At 49.0% G+C, this 17,505-nt stretch carries 13 protein-coding genes and 5 tRNA genes; 13 read left to right on the top strand and 5 right to left on the bottom strand.

Annotated features, from left to right (window positions below; translation table 11 throughout):
- Window positions 1-149 precede the first annotated feature (149 nt).
- The 4 genes from LRP54_RS07270 to LRP54_RS07255 are packed head-to-tail and all read left to right on the top strand — an operon-like array spanning window position 150 to window position 2,243.
- Window positions 150-452 (top strand): DUF4193 domain-containing protein, encoded by a 303-nt coding sequence (locus tag LRP54_RS07270; protein WP_231205133.1) that lies wholly within the window; start codon window positions 150-152, stop codon window positions 450-452.
- Between the two features lie 9 nt (window positions 453-461).
- Entirely contained in the window at window positions 462-1,103 is a 642-nt protein-coding gene (locus LRP54_RS07265; protein ID WP_231235546.1) for a DUF3710 domain-containing protein, read from the top strand.
- A gap of 4 nt (window positions 1,104-1,107) precedes the next feature.
- Window positions 1,108-1,506 (top strand): hypothetical protein, encoded by a 399-nt coding sequence (locus LRP54_RS07260; RefSeq protein WP_231235545.1) that lies wholly within the window; start codon window positions 1,108-1,110, stop codon window positions 1,504-1,506.
- Window positions 1,503-2,243 (top strand): DUF3159 domain-containing protein, encoded by a 741-nt coding sequence (locus LRP54_RS07255; protein WP_231235543.1) that lies wholly within the window; start codon window positions 1,503-1,505, stop codon window positions 2,241-2,243. The genes LRP54_RS07260 and LRP54_RS07255 overlap by 4 nt, the downstream gene beginning before the upstream one ends.
- On the opposite strand, the gene LRP54_RS07250 is transcribed toward LRP54_RS07255, so the two are convergent.
- Entirely contained in the window at window positions 2,162-2,866 is a 705-nt protein-coding gene (locus LRP54_RS07250) for a potassium channel family protein (RefSeq protein WP_231235541.1), read from the bottom strand. The genes LRP54_RS07255 and LRP54_RS07250 overlap by 82 nt on opposite strands.
- 3 nt (window positions 2,867-2,869) lie before the next feature.
- Window positions 2,870-3,520 (bottom strand): potassium channel family protein, encoded by a 651-nt coding sequence (locus LRP54_RS07245; RefSeq protein ID WP_231235585.1) that lies wholly within the window; start codon window positions 3,518-3,520, stop codon window positions 2,870-2,872.
- Between the two features lie 55 nt (window positions 3,521-3,575).
- Here LRP54_RS07245 and LRP54_RS07240 point away from each other — a divergent pair, with 55 nt between their 5' ends.
- From LRP54_RS07240 to acnA, 3 genes are all read left to right on the top strand, one after another.
- The gene (locus LRP54_RS07240) at window positions 3,576-5,528 is read left to right on the top strand and encodes an APC family permease (protein ID WP_231235539.1); all 1,953 of its coding nucleotides are present in this window, start codon (window positions 3,576-3,578) and stop codon (window positions 5,526-5,528) included.
- Between the two features lie 45 nt (window positions 5,529-5,573).
- Window positions 5,574-6,998, top strand: a complete 1,425-nt coding sequence (locus LRP54_RS07235; RefSeq protein ID WP_231235537.1) for a class I SAM-dependent RNA methyltransferase — start codon at window positions 5,574-5,576, stop codon at window positions 6,996-6,998.
- 430 nt (window positions 6,999-7,428) lie between these two features.
- Entirely contained in the window at window positions 7,429-10,116 is a 2,688-nt protein-coding gene (gene acnA, locus LRP54_RS07230; protein ID WP_231235535.1) for an aconitate hydratase AcnA, read from the top strand.
- A 224-nt stretch (window positions 10,117-10,340) separates the two neighbouring features.
- Here the strand turns inward: acnA and LRP54_RS07225 are convergent, their stop codons facing one another.
- Window positions 10,341-12,344, bottom strand: coding sequence for an alpha/beta hydrolase family protein (locus LRP54_RS07225; protein WP_231235534.1), 2,004 nt, complete (start codon window positions 12,342-12,344; stop codon window positions 10,341-10,343).
- A gap of 279 nt (window positions 12,345-12,623) precedes the next feature.
- Here LRP54_RS07225 and dxs point away from each other — a divergent pair, with 279 nt between their 5' ends.
- Window positions 12,624-14,549 (top strand): 1-deoxy-D-xylulose-5-phosphate synthase, encoded by a 1,926-nt coding sequence (gene dxs, locus LRP54_RS07220; protein WP_231235532.1) that lies wholly within the window; start codon window positions 12,624-12,626, stop codon window positions 14,547-14,549.
- A gap of 209 nt (window positions 14,550-14,758) precedes the next feature.
- On the opposite strand, the gene LRP54_RS07215 is transcribed toward dxs, so the two are convergent.
- Together LRP54_RS07215 and LRP54_RS07210 are read right to left on the bottom strand one after the other, a co-directional pair.
- Window positions 14,759-16,003 carry an HRDC domain-containing protein gene (locus LRP54_RS07215; RefSeq protein ID WP_231205122.1) on the bottom strand — a complete coding sequence of 415 codons (1,245 nt, stop codon included), beginning with the start codon at window positions 16,001-16,003 and terminating at the stop codon, window positions 14,759-14,761.
- Window positions 16,000-16,560 (bottom strand): DUF3000 domain-containing protein, encoded by a 561-nt coding sequence (locus LRP54_RS07210; protein ID WP_231235531.1) that lies wholly within the window; start codon window positions 16,558-16,560, stop codon window positions 16,000-16,002. The genes LRP54_RS07215 and LRP54_RS07210 overlap by 4 nt, the downstream gene beginning before the upstream one ends.
- Before the next feature lie 354 nt (window positions 16,561-16,914).
- Between LRP54_RS07210 and LRP54_RS07205 the strand changes: the two genes are divergently transcribed.
- The 5 genes from LRP54_RS07205 to LRP54_RS07185 all read left to right on the top strand — a co-directional run bounded on the left by LRP54_RS07205 (window position 16,915) and on the right by LRP54_RS07185 (window position 17,377).
- A tRNA-Gly gene (locus tag LRP54_RS07205) sits at window positions 16,915-16,987 on the top strand.
- Window position 16,988: 1 nt separating this feature from the next.
- Window positions 16,989-17,060 (top strand) — tRNA-Val (locus LRP54_RS07200).
- Window positions 17,061-17,114: 54 nt separating this feature from the next.
- A tRNA-Gly gene (locus tag LRP54_RS07195) sits at window positions 17,115-17,187 on the top strand.
- Window positions 17,188-17,230: 43 nt separating this feature from the next.
- A tRNA-Cys gene (locus tag LRP54_RS07190) sits at window positions 17,231-17,301 on the top strand.
- A 1-nt stretch (window position 17,302) separates the two neighbouring features.
- Window positions 17,303-17,377: transfer RNA gene (locus LRP54_RS07185), tRNA-Val, on the top strand.
- Window positions 17,378-17,505: the final 128 nt, after the last annotated feature.

Raw genomic sequence — 17,505 nt, 5'->3', positions numbered from 1 at the left:
GCGCTGAGACTAAAAAATGGCGTAAATGAGTGTTACTTTTTATCAAAATAAGGTACGGATTTTCTGTTCGCTTAAAAATATGGTATCTTTCCTGCGCTACACGACCCACGAGCATATGCTGTTTCGTGCTGACGGGAAGGACTACAGGTATGGCTACCGATTACGATGCTCCACGAAAAAATGAGGACGAGGTCGCTGAGGATTCCATTGAGGAACTGAAGTCGCGTCGCAATGATGTGGGTTCGGCAAATGTGGATGAAGATGAGAATGAAGCGGCGGAAAATTTTGAATTGCCTGGTGCTGATCTCTCGAAAGAAGAACTGACAGTCCATGTGGTGCCGCGCCAAGAAAATGAATTTACGTGCTCTCAGTGTTTCCTTGTGCACCACACTTCTCAGCTTGCATACACCGATGATTCAGGTCAGCCGGTATGCACCGAATGTGCTATCTGAGGCATTGTGATGTTTTTTTCGCGCAAGAAAAAAGCGCAAGAATCAGAATTCCACAATGATGCTGCTGATGAATTTCATCGGCCCACTGTACTAGACGAGGATCCTATCTGGAACCAACCAGGACCACGCAGTAAGAATGAAGTGGATTTTTCTGTGGGTTATGTTGATATGGGATCTTTACAGCTTCCCGTTGTCCCAGGTATGCAAATTCAGTCTCAAGCTATTGAAGGTACAGACACTATCCTGAGGGTTTTGGTGTTCTTGGGAAATTCAGGGCTTCAGATCAGTGTTGCGGCGGCTCCTCGATCAGGGGGCGTGTGGCAGGAAATACGCCAACAGATCATTGAGGCATTTCAGGCCGAAGGAGCACAAGCTACTGAGTCTGAAGGCCGTTATGGTACGGAGTTACGGACAGTAGTTCCCTCACAGATGCCCGATGGTGGTAGTGCGCAATCACATATGCGTATCATTGGATGTGAAGGGCCTCGATGGTTTGCGCGTATTGACATACTTGGTCCTGCTGTGAATGTTCCCGCGCAAATGGCAGAGATTGAAAAGTTTATTGACCGCATAGTTGTTGTCCGCGATGACAAACCACGTGCGCGTTTAGAGTCATTGCCCGTACATATGCCGCGCGAAGTAGCAGAGTAAATTCGTGTTCAGCGTGTTTAAACGCAGAGTTTTGGCTCGGCGTACTCAGCAGGTTCGTAAAGGAAATCAGCTGCCTCTTGCGTCGCGTAAGCCTCGTTTCGGACATGTGTGTGACTTTCCTGAGGAAGCGCAAAGGATTGCTCATATACGTCCTCGTCAAAAAGTATTACTTTATGGCACAGTAGTTTCAATAACTTATTCCCCTGCAGGCAGCCCCACTGTTTTACGTGCCGCCTTGTGTGACTCAACGGGGACAATTGAATTAGCCTGGACTGGTCGTCAAAATATTCCTGGGATACGTGTAGGCATTCGTCTACGTGTTGAAGGTGTCGTAGGAATAAGTAATAGTCACCATGTGATTATTAATCCTGTATATCGTCTTATTGCTGCGGAGAAACTATGAATACCACGCCACAGAGATTAGCTCAGCGCGGGAAGTCCGGAATTTTTGGGCAACTCGGTTCCGATTCTTTTTCATGGTATGAAGCTGTAGGCGGATGGCGGGCAATGCTGGAATCTTCACTACCAGCAGCAGTTTTTATCGCTATTTTTTCTTTTACCCGTCACATCAAATACGCATTGATTGCAGCTGCGGCTTTGGCTGTGGTTTTCTGTGTGATCCGTTTGGTGCAAAAACAATCCATGCTGAAATCGTTGCCGGGAACAGTAGCTGGGGTTGCTGTTGGCGTATTTTGGGCTTCTTGGACAGGACGTGGTGAAGATTTTTTCGCGGCAGGTCTGCTAACGGCAGCTTTTTTTGCGGCCATTCTTCTTCTGTCGATGCCTATGAGACGTCCGTTTATTGGTATTTTTATCGGCTACATGTATTCTCTGCCGCGCACATGGTGGTCAGATGAAAATTACGCGTCTTTACGCCGTCGTGTATGGGTAGCCACCTGGATGTGGGCAGCAGTATTCTTAGTGAGGTTCTGGGTCCAATTTCCCTTGTGGTTCTGGGGTAAAGTGCCGGAACTTGGTATAGTAAAAATTATACTAGGATTTCCTCTTTTTGCTGTTGCCGCTTGGGGAACGTGGCTCCTTTTAGCGCCGGTTATTCCTCATTCGGATTCAGAAGAATCTTCAGAGTCTGAAAGTGAAGGAACAGTCAGTAGCGACATGACATGTTCACGTACTTCCTGACCTGTTTCAGGTAAAAGCAAAAGGAGCTCGTCGCCAGCTTCTAATACGTCATCTGACCCCAGTGACAACGGGTAATCGTTGCGTAGTATTGCAGAGAGAACAACATGCTGTGGGAAGGCAATATCGCCTACACGTTTTCCGATAGTCGGTGAATTTTCTGGTAGCACGAGGGCATACATAGCAACATTGGCCGCTGTGAAAGTGAATAAGCGGACAAGGCTTCCCACGCTGATTGCTTCTTCGACTAGTGCAGTCATGATTTTTGGAGTGGATACTAGGACATCTACACCCCAAGCGCCATCAAAAAGCCATTCATTTTTTGGATTATTTAGGCGGGCTACGACACGCGGGACTGCGAATTCTGTTTTTGCAAGTAACGAAATCACAAGATTTGCTTTATCGTCACCTGTCGCAGCAACTAAAACATCGGCTTGTTCTAAACCAGATTCACGCAGAACATCAGGAGAACACGCATCTGCTAAAACCCAGTCTGCGTCAGCAACAGAAGCCACCCGGATCTGATCGGGCGCGTTATCAATGAGTGTGACCTCATGGCCACGATCAATAAGTTCTAAAGCAACGGTACGTCCCACAGAACCAGCACCAGCTATAACGATACGCATGAGTTAAACCTCCAGCTGCGGTGCGCGAGTAAGTATTGAGCGTAAAAGTGAGGCATCTTGGCCTTCAACAGCGAAATATAATTGATCGAATTCTTGAATAACCATGTCAGGGCGAGCAGGCATCACAGAGCCTAGACGCGAAACAAAAGCAATACGTTCCCCTGTGAGGTCCTCAACGACAGAAAAAGGCACACCGCACCACAAGGTGATGGGAGTAGCTGTTACCAGTGAAACCATGCCAGTGGGATGAGTCCATGTGACAGCTGCTGAAGGGGGGAGTAAACGCCGCAGAACAGACTCGGTGGTACGTTGCACCGTAGCAACTGTTGGAATACCTAAACGCTCATACACGAGGGCGCGTGTAGGGTCGTAGATACGCGCGACCACACGTTCCACATGGAAAGTTTCACGTGCGACACGTGCGGCGATGATATTTGAATTATCACCGTTTGAGACGGCAGCGAAAGCGTACGCGTCTTTAATACCTGCTTGTCGTAGTGCTCCACGGTCCATTCCAAGGCCCGTGACCCTACGGCCAGAGAAATCTTGAGGCAAGCGAGCAAAGGCTTTTGGCTCAGAATCAATAACAGCGACTGAATGTCCTTGAGCGTCAAGAGTGGTCGCAAGTAGGGCGCCAACACGCCCGCATCCCATGATTACAAAGTGCACAGATTAAACCTACTCCTTTTTTCGCGTTAGGCTGGACTCCGTGTTGCATTTTGTTGCCAATATGAAACGTGCCGTAGCCTTATGGCCTTTTACTTCTCATAGGCATTTCACAGAGGAGGAAAGTAAGAGGCACATACCTTTTCAGCGTGTTGCTGCTGCGGCATGTGGTGCGGGAATTTTGTCCTCATTGGCCTATGCTCCCGATCAAATTTTAATGACCCTCACAGGTGGTGGCGTATTTTCTCTCTCACATTCTGTGGGAGTAGCGGTATGCGTGGCCCTAGTTTTCACACTTGTAGTGATGTCATATCGCCATAGTATGTACGCCTACCCGCGAGGTGGTGAATATGAGGTCACCTACACGAATATTGGTCCTTCGTGGGGGATATTGGTGGCAGCGGCTGTCATTATTGACTGTGTTTTAACAGTGTCTGTTTCGGTTGCGTCGGCTGCGCAATATTTTGTTTCACTTTTCCCATTTCTTGCGGGTAAACATGTTTATGTTGCGTGTGCGATGCTATGCGTATTGGCCGCGATACACGCACGTCAAAGGCACCGAATGCGTGCTTTATGGGCAATCCCCACATATTTTTTTGTGACGATTATCGTGATTTTGCTGATTACAGGGTGTATTCAACTGTTGACAGCTTCTGGGGAAGGGGTCTTTGTTGCTGTTCCTCCTCAAATTCATGAGGCTCCTGTTAGTGTGGGACTTGCCGGTTATATCCTGCTTTTACGTGCCTTTTCTTTAGGGTGTACGGTGATGACAGGCGCGGAGACTTTCTCCTATGACGTGTATAGGTTCCCTCGTCCTCAATCTGTTCGAGCGGCACGTTCATTAAGTAAGATCGCGGCATGTGCGGGGCTTTTACTTATCGCTCTTGTGTGTGTATCACAATATGGTGATCGCCTTATTTCACCTCTTACTGTCGAATCGTCTGAAACCTATCCGCTGAGTGAAGCAGTGAGCCAAAAGGCGCGTATTCCTGTGATTATGCAGGTTGCTCATAGAGTTTTTGGCCCGCAAACACTGGGGACTTTCATTGTGGCGATTGCTACGATATCGATTCTTTTTTTAGCGGCACGTATGGTGTTTCACACGGTGACATCTCAAGTGTCTGTATTAGCACTTCAAGGGTGTATGCCTATTTACTGGCACCATCGCTATAGTCGTTTTTCTGGTGCCTATGCGTGGATGCTTCTGATCTGCGTGGCAGGTGTTGTTGTCGTTATGACACAGGCAAATCTTGCGACGCTTATTCATCTGTACGCGGTTGCGGCTTTTATTATTCTCACGGTCTCACAACTGGCAATGATTCGTTACTGGAATACGCAGTTACGTGAACGTCAAACAGGCGGAGCTCGGAAGCAGACATTGCGTTCACGATCCCTCAATATTGTGGGTTTTATACTGACATCGATTGTTTTTGTCGTCATCCTTGCGACAGAATTTATACAAGGCGCGTGGGTAACTTTAGCAATGGTGGTTTTCCTTTACGCAATATACGCAGCCTATCGTCATTACCACACGAAATTGGAGTATGAAGTGAATGTTAATCAATGGGATGAGGCTTGTCGTGTTCCTAACCGTGTGCGTGCTGTTGTTTTGATTTCGAAGTGGGATAAGCCGCATATGCGTGCTCTTGCGGTGGCGCGAGCTTCCGGAGCGGTCACGGTGGAAGCTGTTGCTCTTGCTGTTTCTGCTACAGCGGAGGATCTTGTGCGCGAACAGTGGCGTGAGCTTGGTTTACCGGTTCCTTTGACGATTTTATACACCTCTAAGCGTGATATGGTTGCACTTCTGAGCGACCACATTCGTTTAGTACGTGAGCAGTATCCGCACGAAGTGCTGTCAGTGTATTTTCCTCAAGTGATTGGAAAATATTGGTGGGAAAGTATTCTTCATCGTCGTATTACTCGTGCGCTTCGTTTAGCAGTGATGGATATACCCGATACTGTATTAACGCTTGTGCCGTGGAAACGCGCAAACTAAAAGATCAAGATGCTGCTGTAGCAGCATATGAGTAAAGGCAAAGTAATGGCACAACGTCAAGGGGTACCTCGCCCTCATACACGTAAGAAACCCGTGAGAAATCATGCGAAAGCTGAGCTTTCCAGCCCTCAATATGTGACTTTACGTGTCGCAGAGCCAGCTCATGGTGGAGCCTGTGTTGCACGTGATACGGATGGCAGAGTTATTTTTGTGCGTCATGCTTTACCTGGTGAATATGTGCAGGCTGTTATTACACGTACCCGCTCTCGTTTAGCGTGGGCTGATACGGTTGAGGTACTTGAAGCAAGTCCGGATCGTGTTTCTTCGGTGTGGCCTGAAGCTAGCCGTGGAGGTGTTGGCGGCGGTGAACTTGCTCATGTGCGTGTACCTGCTCAACGACAATGGAAAGAACAGGTGATCCGCGGTCAGATTCGACGTATAGCGGGGATTGCTCTTGCTGAAGCTGTAGAAGCGGTTGGTGGTTATACGGTTTACGCGGCTCCCGGTGACTGGGGTGAGGATGATCCGTTACTTGGCCGTCGTACGCGCATTGAATTAGTTGCGGATTCTTCGGGTGCGCTTGGCATGACAGAACATCGCGGTCGCGCGGTGTATCCCTTGTCGAATATGCCTTTAGCTGTGGAAGCTATTTCCGATCTGGGGCTTTTTGCATCTCCTGCTAAGCGTTGGGCTGGGGCGTGGCAGCCAGGGGATCGTATTCGTGTTGTGGCCTCAACCGGTGGCGATATTGCTGTGGTTACTCCACGTGGAGTTTATGACTGTGAGGGGAATAAAGCACTTTTTTCTTCATTAAGATGGAACGTGCATTTGCGCAGTCCAGAAGTTCTGCGTGGTTCAGGTTTTTCTGCTGGAATGAGCCAGCCGGTGACTTTTAGCGATGACATTCCTCATGTTTTGAATTATCGAGTGCGACCTGAAGGTTTTTGGCAAACTCACCGTGAAGGAGCTGATGTTTTAGCTTCTGCTGTGTGTCAGGGCGCAGCTTTAAATGGCGGTGAAAGTGTTCTTGAACTTTATTCAGGGGCGGGTTTATTTTCTTACGCTTTGGCGAGTTGTGAGCGTCCTCCTGCTCGAATTTTGAGCGTTGAAGGTGACGAATATGCGGTTGCTGATGCGGAAAGGAATTGTGCGCCTACTGGTCGTGTGCAGACGTGGGTGGGTAGTGTCGATGCTTTTGCAGTTCAGGAGCTTTGTGGGAAACTACCGCAGAAACGTCCAGATGTCATTGTTTTAGATCCGCCGCGCGCAGGTGCGGGACGCGATATTTGCCATGCGATTGGTGCTTCAGGTGCTCACCGGGTGGTGTTGGTTTCGTGCGATCCGGCTGCGGGGGCACGTGACATGGCTGCTTTAGCTGAATGCGGGTATTCGGTGACTTCTTTTGGCGCATGGGATCTATTCCCTCATACGCATCATGTTGAGACGGTGTGTGTGATGAAAAAGGCCTAAATGATTGCGGTGTATAAAAATTACTGCGTCAAAGTATCTCTTTTCTTGAGTATTACGCCCTCTTTGAATGGCCCTGTAGGGAAGTGGTTGCATATAGAAAGATGGGTGTAGATGCTATGGATTTTTACCATGCTCTTTTCTGTAGTGTGCGGCATGATTTTCTGTGCCGGGTTTGTACGTAGTTTTGTCTATCTGTTATGTCGTGGGGCATGTGCGAAGATGGCTGAGGGATAGGTAATCCGTATCATGAGTATTACGTAATTAATAGTTGCCTGTTATCCTCAAGTGTAAGTACAGGGATTTCAAATATGCTCTGATCTGTATTTTTGATAACTTTTTATCTGATGTTGCATATTGCTTTCTCTCCGGTTATCTTGATATCAAGATATATGTGGTAGGAAAACCACGATGCCGCATAGAGGAGGCCACCATGCCAGCTACGAACACATTCAATGCACGTTCAACACTAACCGTCAATGAGCGTGACTATGTGATCTACCGCCTCGACGCTGTGCCCGGTGCAGATACGCTTCCATACTGTCTAAAAATCCTCACAGAAAATCTCTTACGCACAGAAGACGGCGCAAATGTGACAGCGGAACACATACGTGCCCTAGCATCATGGTCACCAGAAGCAACGCCCAACACAGAAATCCAATTCACCCCCGCACGTGTCGTCATGCAAGACTTCACAGGAGTACCCTGCGTCGTTGACCTTGCAACTATGCGAGAAGCCGTTGCCGACCTTGGAGGCGATCCCACTCGCATCAACCCACTCGCCCCAGCAGAAATGGTGATCGACCACTCTGTACAAATCGACGTATACGGATGCTCAAACGCATACGAACGCAACGTAGAACGCGAATACGAACGTAACGCGGAACGCTACCAATTCCTCCGTTGGGGACAAGGAGCCTTCGATAACTTCCGAGTCGTACCACCAGGAACAGGCATCGTTCACCAAGTCAATATTGAGCACCTCGCACGCACAGTTTTCACACGCGAAGAATCCGATGGAACAATCGTGGCATATCCGGATACATGCGTTGGTACAGACTCACACACCACAATGGTTAACGGCCTAGGCATCCTTGGGTGGGGAGTCGGCGGCATTGAAGCAGAAGCTGCAATGCTTGGACAACCAGTATCAATGCTCATCCCTCGTGTTGTTGGCTTCAAACTCACTGGAACCATACCCGCAGGTGCTACCGCAACCGATGTTGTCCTCACAATTACACATATGCTGCGTCAACACGGAGTTGTTGGAAAATTCGTTGAATTCTACGGAGAAGGTGTGAGCGCTGTTCCACTAGCCAACCGCGCAACAATCGGAAATATGAGCCCAGAATTTGGCTCAACCGCAGCTATCTTCCCCATTGATGAAAAAACGCTTGAATACCTGCGACTTACAGGACGAAGTGAAGAATCTATTGCCTTAGTGAAAGCCTACACGCAAGCACAAGGCCTATGGCATGACCCTTTCCGTGAAGCAAAATACTCCGAATATCTTGAACTTGACCTCTCACAAGTTGTTCCCTCAATCGCTGGTCCCAAACGTCCACAAGACCGGATCGAACTTTCTTTGGCAAAAGAATCATTCAATCGTACCCTGCCAACATACGTACCCGGGGGATCATGTGATGACGTACCTGTGATCCTTGAAGACGGCACACACACACGAATCAACCACGGAGATGTCGCTATTGCTTCCATTACCTCATGTACAAATACATCCAATCCTTCCGTCATGCTGGCAGCAGGCTTACTTGCCCGTAAAGCCGTCGAACGAGGTTTAACATCGAAACCTTGGGTGAAAACATCCATGGCCCCTGGCTCAAAAGTAGTCACGGATTACTACACGAAAGCAGACCTATGGAAATACCTCAATGCCTTAGGTTTTAACCTCGTCGGATACGGATGCGCCACCTGCATTGGAAACTCGGGACCGTTACCCCCCGCAATATCACAAGCAGTGAACGAAAACGACCTCGCAGTAGTATCTGTTCTCTCAGGTAACCGAAACTTTGAGGGCCGCATTAACCCTGACATTAAAATGAATTACTTGGCTTCGCCTCCTCTGGTTATCGCTTACGCCCTAGCCGGAACGATGAACTTTGACTTTGAAACACAAGCACTGGGGAAAGACCCCCAAGGCGTTGATGTGTACCTACGAGATATTTGGCCAACCCCTGAAGAAGTACAAGAAACCATTGATTACGCAATCGACAGGGAAATGTTCACCGCATCATATGCTGATGTTTTTCACGGAGACGAACGCTGGACCAGCCTAGAAACACCCGAGGGCAACACTTTTGACTGGCAAGAATCTTCAACATATATTCGTAAACCCCCTTATTTTGCTGGTATGGGATTAACTCCTGAACCAGTCAATGACATACACGGTGCACGCGTGCTCCTGAAACTCGGAGACTCCGTGACAACAGATCACATTTCACCAGCGGGATCTTTTGCCCCAGAAACCCCAGCAGGCCAATACTTGCTGGCTCAAGGTGTGCAGCGAAGCGACTTTAACTCATATGGTTCTCGACGTGGCAACCACGAAGTCATGATACGCGGCACCTTTGCGAATATTCGTATCCGAAATGAAGTAGCCCCCGGGACAGAAGGTGGTTTTACACGTGATTTTACTGATCCGAAGGCCCCCGTCGTATCCGTATATGAAGCAGCTCAACGATATAAAAAAGCAGATATTCCGCTTGTTGTCCTTGGTGGAAAAGAATACGGTTCAGGTTCATCACGTGACTGGGCAGCTAAAGGCACATCCCTTTTAGGAGTACGAGCAGTCATTACTGAGAGTTTTGAACGTATCCACCGTTCAAACCTTATCGGTATGGGTGTATTGCCCTTACAATTCCCCGAAGGACAAACACGTGATTCGCTAGGGCTTATCGGTGATGAAGTCTTTGACATCACAGGTATTGAAACACTCAACGAAGGAATAACGCCACGAACCGTTCACGTTCTAGCACAAGCCAAGGGGCGTGAACCCATCGAATTTGAAGCGCTTGTCCGTATCGATACACCCGGTGAAGCCGACTACTACCGTAACGGCGGTATCTTGCAGTATGTCTTGCGTCAACTAGTGCAGGACAAGTAGGACACGAAACAAAAGTGGGGGTGGGCATCAATAAGCGAATGAGTTGCCCTAGCCCCCCCCCACTGATATCGAGTGTTGAGGTTGAGTCTCACCCGTGTCAGTTCCTGTCTAGTTTCTCCCACGGGTATCAGATGCTAGCCGGTATCAGTGCTGACGAATGGGGTAACAGCGATGAGGGAAGTAACAACCCTTTCCCTCATCGGTTTTTGCTTACATGCCCCATCTTATGACAGATAAGGAACCTCAACGTCAGCAGCACCCTGCGGTTGCAATCCCCACACTCTACCGTAGAAACCTAATTCGGTTTCCCAAGCGTCTTTAATATTTTCCCCGCGACGGAAACCATGTCCCTCACCTGCGAAAATTTTGAGAACCGAAGGATGATGTGCAGCATTGAGAGCCTCATGCATCTGTGTAGCTTGGCTTGGGGGAACCACTTTGTCATCCTCACCTTGCAAAAGCAAGAGGGGAGCGCTCATACGATCTGTATGGAATAAGGGGGATCGTTCCTCCCATATCGGTGAAGACATATCATCAGTCCCCAGCAAGAGGAAAGCATAACGGGACTCAAATTTATGAGTTTCATCAGCTAAAGCCCGTAAATCACCCACTCCATAGAATGAACACCCTGCCGAAAAAACATCAGTAGTTGTCAGGGCAGCAAGCGTTGTGAAACCACCGGCAGAACCCCCGCGGATAGCCATACGTTTACGATCAATAAGGCCGCGTTCAGCCAAGTAAAGTGCGCCGTCCACACAGTCATGAACATCCATCACACCCCAGTTCCCGTTCAAGCGTTCACGGTAGTTACGGCCAAAGCCTGTGGAGCCTCGATAATTCACATCCAAAACAGCGAAACCACGACTTGTCCAGAACTGGAAAGGCACTTTCAAGCCAGGACGACATGATGTGGTAGGCCCACCATGAACATTAACGACCAAAGGAGGAAGCTCGCCCTCTGGCGCAGCAAAATTCGGATTTGCAGGCGGGTAAAAGAAACCATGTGCCCGTTCACCATCACGCGTTGACCAAGAGATTGCTTGGGCTAAAGAAACATACTCTGCTTCCACTTCCGCATCAGATGAGGGGCGAAGAACCTGTGTTTTTCCATCCTTCACTTCGACAATAGCCGGTGCGTGTGTTGCTGAATCAGCAAGGAAAACAACGCGCCCATCAGCGGAAGCCACATTGCCGATAGGCCACCACCCGGTTGACCATTCTTCAAGCAAACCATTATCCAAACGAACAGTTCCAATATGCCATGTGACGTCTTCCGCCCACGAGCAAATGAGCAGGTCATTATCGAAATTATCGAATGTATGAAGCCCTAACTGCCAGTGCGGATGTGAGAATGCTTGAGGGCCTGGGTGCAAAGGGCGCGTACGCAAACGAGTTGTCCATGCATGTACGTCCTCGTCCTCAAACCAAGTGAATCCTTCAGTTCGATACAGATTTGCCCATCCTGTTGAATCATCAACATGGATAAGATCACCATTTAAAGTCCAACGAGGCTCATATACGCACACATCAGGTTGATCAACAAGGATAACTGAGGTAGTAATTCGGCCTTCAAAATCTAAAGATGCTACGTGGAGCACGCTATGTGTCCACGGCATATCTGGGTGATTCCATGTCAGCCAAGCAAGTTTTGAATTATCAGGCGATAAAGTCGGAGCCATCACGAAATCAGCATCACAGTACACAGGAATAATATGCGATCCATCGCGTGCTGCAGAACCATCTAAAGGAATAGCAACCAACGAGTTTGATGGTTCACCTTCTAAGCGGTGATCTTCACGCACAGCATAAAGTAAGCCGCGATCAACAGCCAATTCAATATCGCCATAACGGACATCTTCAAGGGGCGTCAAAGGAATAACACGTGCACGAGCATCAGAACGGTCAAAACGATATAAACGACCATCATATCCATCTGAAAACACAATGAGGCCTTCATGAACTGCATAGGCTCGTCCACCATACTCATGGACACGAGTACGCACATCAGGTAAACGCACCCCATCAATCAAAGGTAAGACTTCACTGGTATGCCCCAAACGATTACGACGGAGCAAAGTATTGCGACCATCCGCCAGCGGGTGTCCTTCCACCCAGTATGTGTCAGGGCCATCAACACGCACTTGCGACAATGAAACGCTGCGCGCGACAAAAGAATCGCCAGTAATGGGTGAAGACCATTCGCCATAGTGTGCGGTTACCTGGGACATGTAAACCCCTTGTGTGGACAATCGATTATTAGTTACATACGCCACCTCTAGTTTAACTGTTAGCTGAATTGAATGCGTTGCATGGGGATAGCGCTGTGAATTCTGTCGATGAAATACGCAGCGACCCAAGAAAAGTATGTGCAAAGAAGGGGAAAGCAGAAAAATAACAAGAAGGTATAGGCAATTCATCATATGAAAAATACGGAGGAGGCAGTGGCAGTTATCACCCGCAGGAAAAAGAAGGATACATTCTGCCCTTTGTGGCATTAGAATCCCAGCATGGCCGGAAAAAAAGAGAAAAAAGATGTGCTTGGTGCCATCAAGCATCCAGCAGATTTACGCACCCTTACTCCGGCTGATTTATTTATACTCGCGGCGCAAATCCGCAGCCGAATGATCAAAACAGTTGCCCGTACCGGCGGGCACCTAGGGCCGAACCTTGGCGTTGTTGAACTCACTATCGCATTACACCGCGTATTTCATTCCCCTCATGACACATTAATTTTTGATACAGGGCATCAAGCCTATGTTCATAAAATGCTGACAGGGCGATCGGATTTATCAGATTTACGTCAAAAAGGTGGTATTTCAGGATATCCGAGCCGCGAAGAATCAGTCCACGACGTTGTAGAAAATTCACATGCCTCGGCTTCCCTTTCGTGGGCTGACGGTATATCGCGTGAAAAACAACGCCAAGGCGATCAGTCATGGACCATCGCAGTAATCGGTGATGGTGCTTTAACCGGTGGAATGGCTTGGGAAGCTCTCAATAACATTGCAGCGGATGAGCGTCGTCGTGTCATGGTGATCGTCAATGACAACGGACGTTCCTATGCGCCCACAATCGGCGGGGTCGCTCATCATCTCGATGTCCTACGAAGTTCAAAAAGCTACGAACGCGCTTTAGCGTGGGGTAAAGAACGCCTCATGAGAATGGGAGATCCTGGGCGTTTCGCCTACGATGCCCTCCATGGAATTAAATCTGGATTAAAAGATGCGTTAATTCCACAAGCTATGTTTGAAGGCTTAGGTTTGAAGTATTTAGGTCCAGTTGATGGCCATGACATTCTTGCTCTTGAGGATTTATTGACACGTGCCCGCGCATTAGAAGGTCCTGTACTTGTTCATGTGATTACTGAAAAAGGCCGAGGCTATATTCCCGCAGAAAAAGACATTGCTGATCGTTTCCATGCGGTTGGTCAGATTCATCCTGAAACCGGTTTACCGGTAGCTCCTGCTCGTTTTGGTTGGACCAGTGTTTTTGCTGAAGAAATTCGTGATATTGCACGTGAAAATTCGCATATTGTTGCAATTACTGCTGCCATGCTTTTACCTGTGGGTTTAGGCCCAATGAATGATGAATTTCCTGACCGTGTTATTGATGTTGGAATAGCGGAACAGCACGCGGTGACTTCAGCTGCGGGAATGGCGTATATGGGTGCGCATCCTGTCGTCGCCTTATATGCAACTTTCCTGAATCGTGCTTTCGATCAAGTACTGATGGATGTGGCTTTACATCACGCGGGGGTCACATTTGTTTTGGATCGCGCGGGAGTAACAGGCGATGATGGGGCTTCTCATAATGGAATGTGGGATATCGCTATGCTTCAGGTCGTACCGTCTTTGCGCTTAGCAGCACCACGTGATGAGGTCACTTTACGTGAGGAATTACGTGAAGCTGTGGCTGTTACTGACGCGCCAACAGTGCTTCGCTACGGGAAAGGGCCGTTGCCTGCGCCTATTCCTGCTGTACGTCGTCACGTAATGATTGATATATTGCGCGAAAGTTCAAATCAGGCGGCTCTGCCTGATAAAGATAAGGCGGGAGATTTTCAAAAGAAACGTATTCTGTGTGTTGCTACAGGCTCAACAGTGCCGAGCGTCCTTGCTGCAGCAGATATTTTAGAAACTCACGGTCATGATGTCACAGTGGTTGATCCACGCTGGTTACTTCCTGTTCCTGAAGAATTACGTGACTGTGCCAAGAATGTAGATCTTGTAGTGACTGTAGAAGATGGCATTGTTGATGGTGGTTTCGGCTGGGCAGTACGCGATCTGTTGTCCGGAGAAAACTGCGATGTCATGGTTTTAGGAATCCCACGTACATTTTTAGCCCATGCGACACGCTCAGATATTCTTCATGAAGTTGGTCTTGACCATGAGGGAATTGTTTCTGCTGTACTCTCACATGTGAAAACCCGGTGATTCACGTCCTGAAACGTGTCAGTTCCATAACGGGCTCGAAGATCAACCCGATAACTTGTTATTAGTTGAGAAGGTTTTACTTGCACACGGTATTTTGTAGCTCCTGTGTACGCATAGGGGAGGTAACGCGACTTTGAGTGTATTGAGGCCCTGAAAGCACGTGATCTTCGTAAGCACAACAAAGCACGGGTAATGGTAATGATGAACGCCTATGCGCAAAGAGCTGTAATGATTGCTGACATGGTGAGTTCTTTTTGCCACGGGCGAGCATCCGACTCATGAAAACGAGCGGTAATCGCTTCAGATAGCGGCCGCTTTCCCTCATAAGGAGCCCAAGCAAGCCAGCGTTGCACTTTCGGAGCCAAGACGATTTCTGCGGCAATTCCTTGTGGCTCAGCTACTGACTGAACCGCTGCGCGTACTGCAATAAGGCGAGCATATGCTGCCGGATCAATACGCTTCCAATTGCGGGCTTCTGGTATAGACGCAGGATCTCGTGTTGGGTGCAAAAGAGGAAGTTCGCAATCTTTTAGTGTTTTCACGGAGGTAATCGCTCGCATCCATTCATCGCTGTATTCACGAGCTTTCGGTGAACGAAATTCTGCTATGGCATGCAACGCCCGTTTATTACGTGGTGGATATTGGGCTGCGCGAATAAGAGCAGAATTTCTGACGAGGAGTGTGGGCGCTATATCGATGCTTTTTGCTAAGCGTTCACGTGTTTCCCATAGAGCACGTAGAAGTGCGAGCCCCCTACGATCACGTATTTTCCCTGCCCCTGGTAGCGTGCGCCAGCGATCTTTTTTGGGTGTGTGGGGCGGCTGATGACGAATGTATGTGAATTCTTGTTGAGCCCATTCCCAACGGTGCATATCGTGGAGCTGATGACTGAGCTGTATGTAAAGTTCTGTTAATAATTCAACGTCGAGAGATGCGTAACGCAGCCAATCCGGCGGCAGAGGCCGTACTGACCAGTTTGCAGCCTGATGGTCTTTGAGCATGGTCAAACCGAGAGTACGTTCACATACCGCAGCAAGTCCAAAACGTTCATATCCTAGGAGGCGGGCGGCTATCTCCGTATCAAAGATATCGGTTGGCTCAAGATTGACGTGCCGTAGGTTAGGTAAGTCTTGATCGGCTGCGTGCAAGATCCATAGGGTATGCAGGGCGGGCGCTAAAGAGGATAAGTCGGGCAGGGCATGAGAATCTATGAGGAAAAGCCCCGCGTCTTCACGGCGTATTTGTATGAGGTACGGGTCGGTGCCGTAGCGAAACCCTTGAGCACGTTCAACATCCAAAGCGATGGGTTGCCGGCCTTGAGCAAGTGTCTGCGCAGCTTGCGCGAGAGCCTCTGGAGTGTCGATAACTTGTGGGATACCTCCACGCGGTTCAGTAATGAGTACAGGATCGGCAAAATTACCTGGAGGTAAGGATGAAACTGTAGGGGGAGTCATGACAAAGGAACTCCGATGATGTGCTGTGCGGCAGTAATACCTGCGGTTCGACACATGAGTTCACTCCACGCGCTCAGATGTTCACCAAGGTAGGCCGTGTAGGGAGTCCATGATGCGCGTAATTCGACATGCAGGGTTGCTCCACGTAAGTCGAGGCCTCCGAAAGATTCTGAGATTTCACGGGTAACGGTGCCTGTGATGTCATGATATCCAGCACCGGCTTCTTCGAGGCAATCGTGAGCCCAATGCCATATGGCTTCAGAAAGTAAGGGATCATTACACATTTCTGCGTCAATTTGTGAGCGCATATGTGCAACGACGCGGAAGGTTCCATTCCAACCGGGTTGGGTGTGGGGGTCGTGGAGTATAACGAAACGTCCTGTGCTGCGTGGCTGAGCATAGTTTTCCTCACGTGTGCGCAGAGTTAAAGCAGCATTCCAAGGGGACAAGCGCGTGGGGGCAGGGATTTCTTCGTATTCCATCAGTGGATGTTGAGCGGCGTCACGTACAGATAAAAGAGCGGTGACAAAATCCGCTGGTACTGCCGTTTCACTCACTTGTTTACTGTAAGTCGTTGAAGCGCTCTTGCTGGGTAGGCGCGCCGATTACGTGTGGGCATTAGTCAGTGAAGTGAAAATATTTGTGCTGTTGGGTGCGGAAAATTTTGTGCGGTACTGAAGGGTGCGTGGAGTTGAAATTGAGGTGCTCCCGCGATGGATACTGACGTGATGGACAGATGCCGGATAAAAATGAGAAGCAAATTTTGGCAGAAAATCAACGTTTTACTTTAATATGTGATCCGACTCGCATCTCTCAATTTCTTATCTGGGGTCAAATACTGTTAAGCTTCCATCCGTTCCCACTGAGGAACGCGCATTAAACGGTGTGTGTTATCGTGGGTAACAGCGAGTGCGGATGTGGCTCAGTTGGTAGAGCATCACCTTGCCAAGGTGAGGGTCGCGGGTTCGAGTCCCGTCATCCGCTCGGGCGATTGGCGCAGTGGTAGCGCGCTTCCCTGACACGGAAGAGGTCACTGGTTCGAACCCAGTATCGCCCACGATTATGTTGGACACAGCATGATCGGAGCCTTAGCTCCAAGCAATGTGGTTTTGCGGATGTGGCTCAGTTGGTAGAGCATCACCTTGCCAAGGTGAGGGTCGCGGGTTCGAGTCCCGTCATCCGCTCGGTCTACATGCAGAGTCCTGCCGGGCTTTGATTGGATACCTTGGTGGGTTGGCCGAGAGGCGAGGCAGCGGCCTGCAAAGCCGTATACACGGGTTCAAATCCCGTACCCACCTCGGGCGATTGGCGCAGCGGTAGCGCGCTTCCTTCACACGGAAGAGGTCACTGGTTCGATCCCAGTATCGCCCACCATTTCTTCTTACTTTTCCGGAATTGTTTCTAACGGGTTTCATTCGCTACCTTTTATGCGTGTCTGCTTTAGAAAAGCTGAGAATCTTAGTGAAGTTATGCTGCTGATGAGGTGCCAGCATGTCACACTA

The sequence above is a fragment of the Schaalia sp. lx-100 genome, from assembly GCF_021083625.1.
GTDB lineage: Bacteria > Actinomycetota > Actinomycetes > Actinomycetales > Actinomycetaceae > Pauljensenia.
Note: the sequence above shows the minus strand (reverse complement) of the source record. Positions and strands in the feature narration are given on the sequence as shown.

Bases quoted from the DNA above. Each gene is read 5' to 3' on its own strand.
- LRP54_RS07215 (WP_231205122.1), bottom strand. From the start codon at position 16,003: ATGACTCCCCCTACAGTTTCATCCTTACCTCCAGGTAATTTTGCCGAT.
- LRP54_RS07250 (WP_231235541.1), bottom strand. From the start codon at position 2,866: ATGCGTATCGTTATAGCTGGTGCTGGTTCTGTGGGACGTACCGTTGCT.
- dxs (WP_231235532.1), top strand. From the start codon at position 12,624: ATGGCCGGAAAAAAAGAGAAAAAAGATGTGCTTGGTGCCATCAAGCAT.
- LRP54_RS07225 (WP_231235534.1), bottom strand. From the start codon at position 12,344: ATGTCCCAGGTAACCGCACACTATGGCGAATGGTCTTCACCCATTACT.
- LRP54_RS07235 (WP_231235537.1), top strand. From the start codon at position 5,574: ATGGCACAACGTCAAGGGGTACCTCGCCCTCATACACGTAAGAAACCC.
- LRP54_RS07265 (WP_231235546.1), top strand. From the start codon at position 462: ATGTTTTTTTCGCGCAAGAAAAAAGCGCAAGAATCAGAATTCCACAAT.
- LRP54_RS07245 (WP_231235585.1), bottom strand. From the start codon at position 3,520: ATGGGATGCGGGCGTGTTGGCGCCCTACTTGCGACCACTCTTGACGCT.
- acnA (WP_231235535.1), top strand. From the start codon at position 7,429: ATGCCAGCTACGAACACATTCAATGCACGTTCAACACTAACCGTCAAT.
- LRP54_RS07255 (WP_231235543.1), top strand. From the start codon at position 1,503: ATGAATACCACGCCACAGAGATTAGCTCAGCGCGGGAAGTCCGGAATT.
- LRP54_RS07270 (WP_231205133.1), top strand. From the start codon at position 150: ATGGCTACCGATTACGATGCTCCACGAAAAAATGAGGACGAGGTCGCT.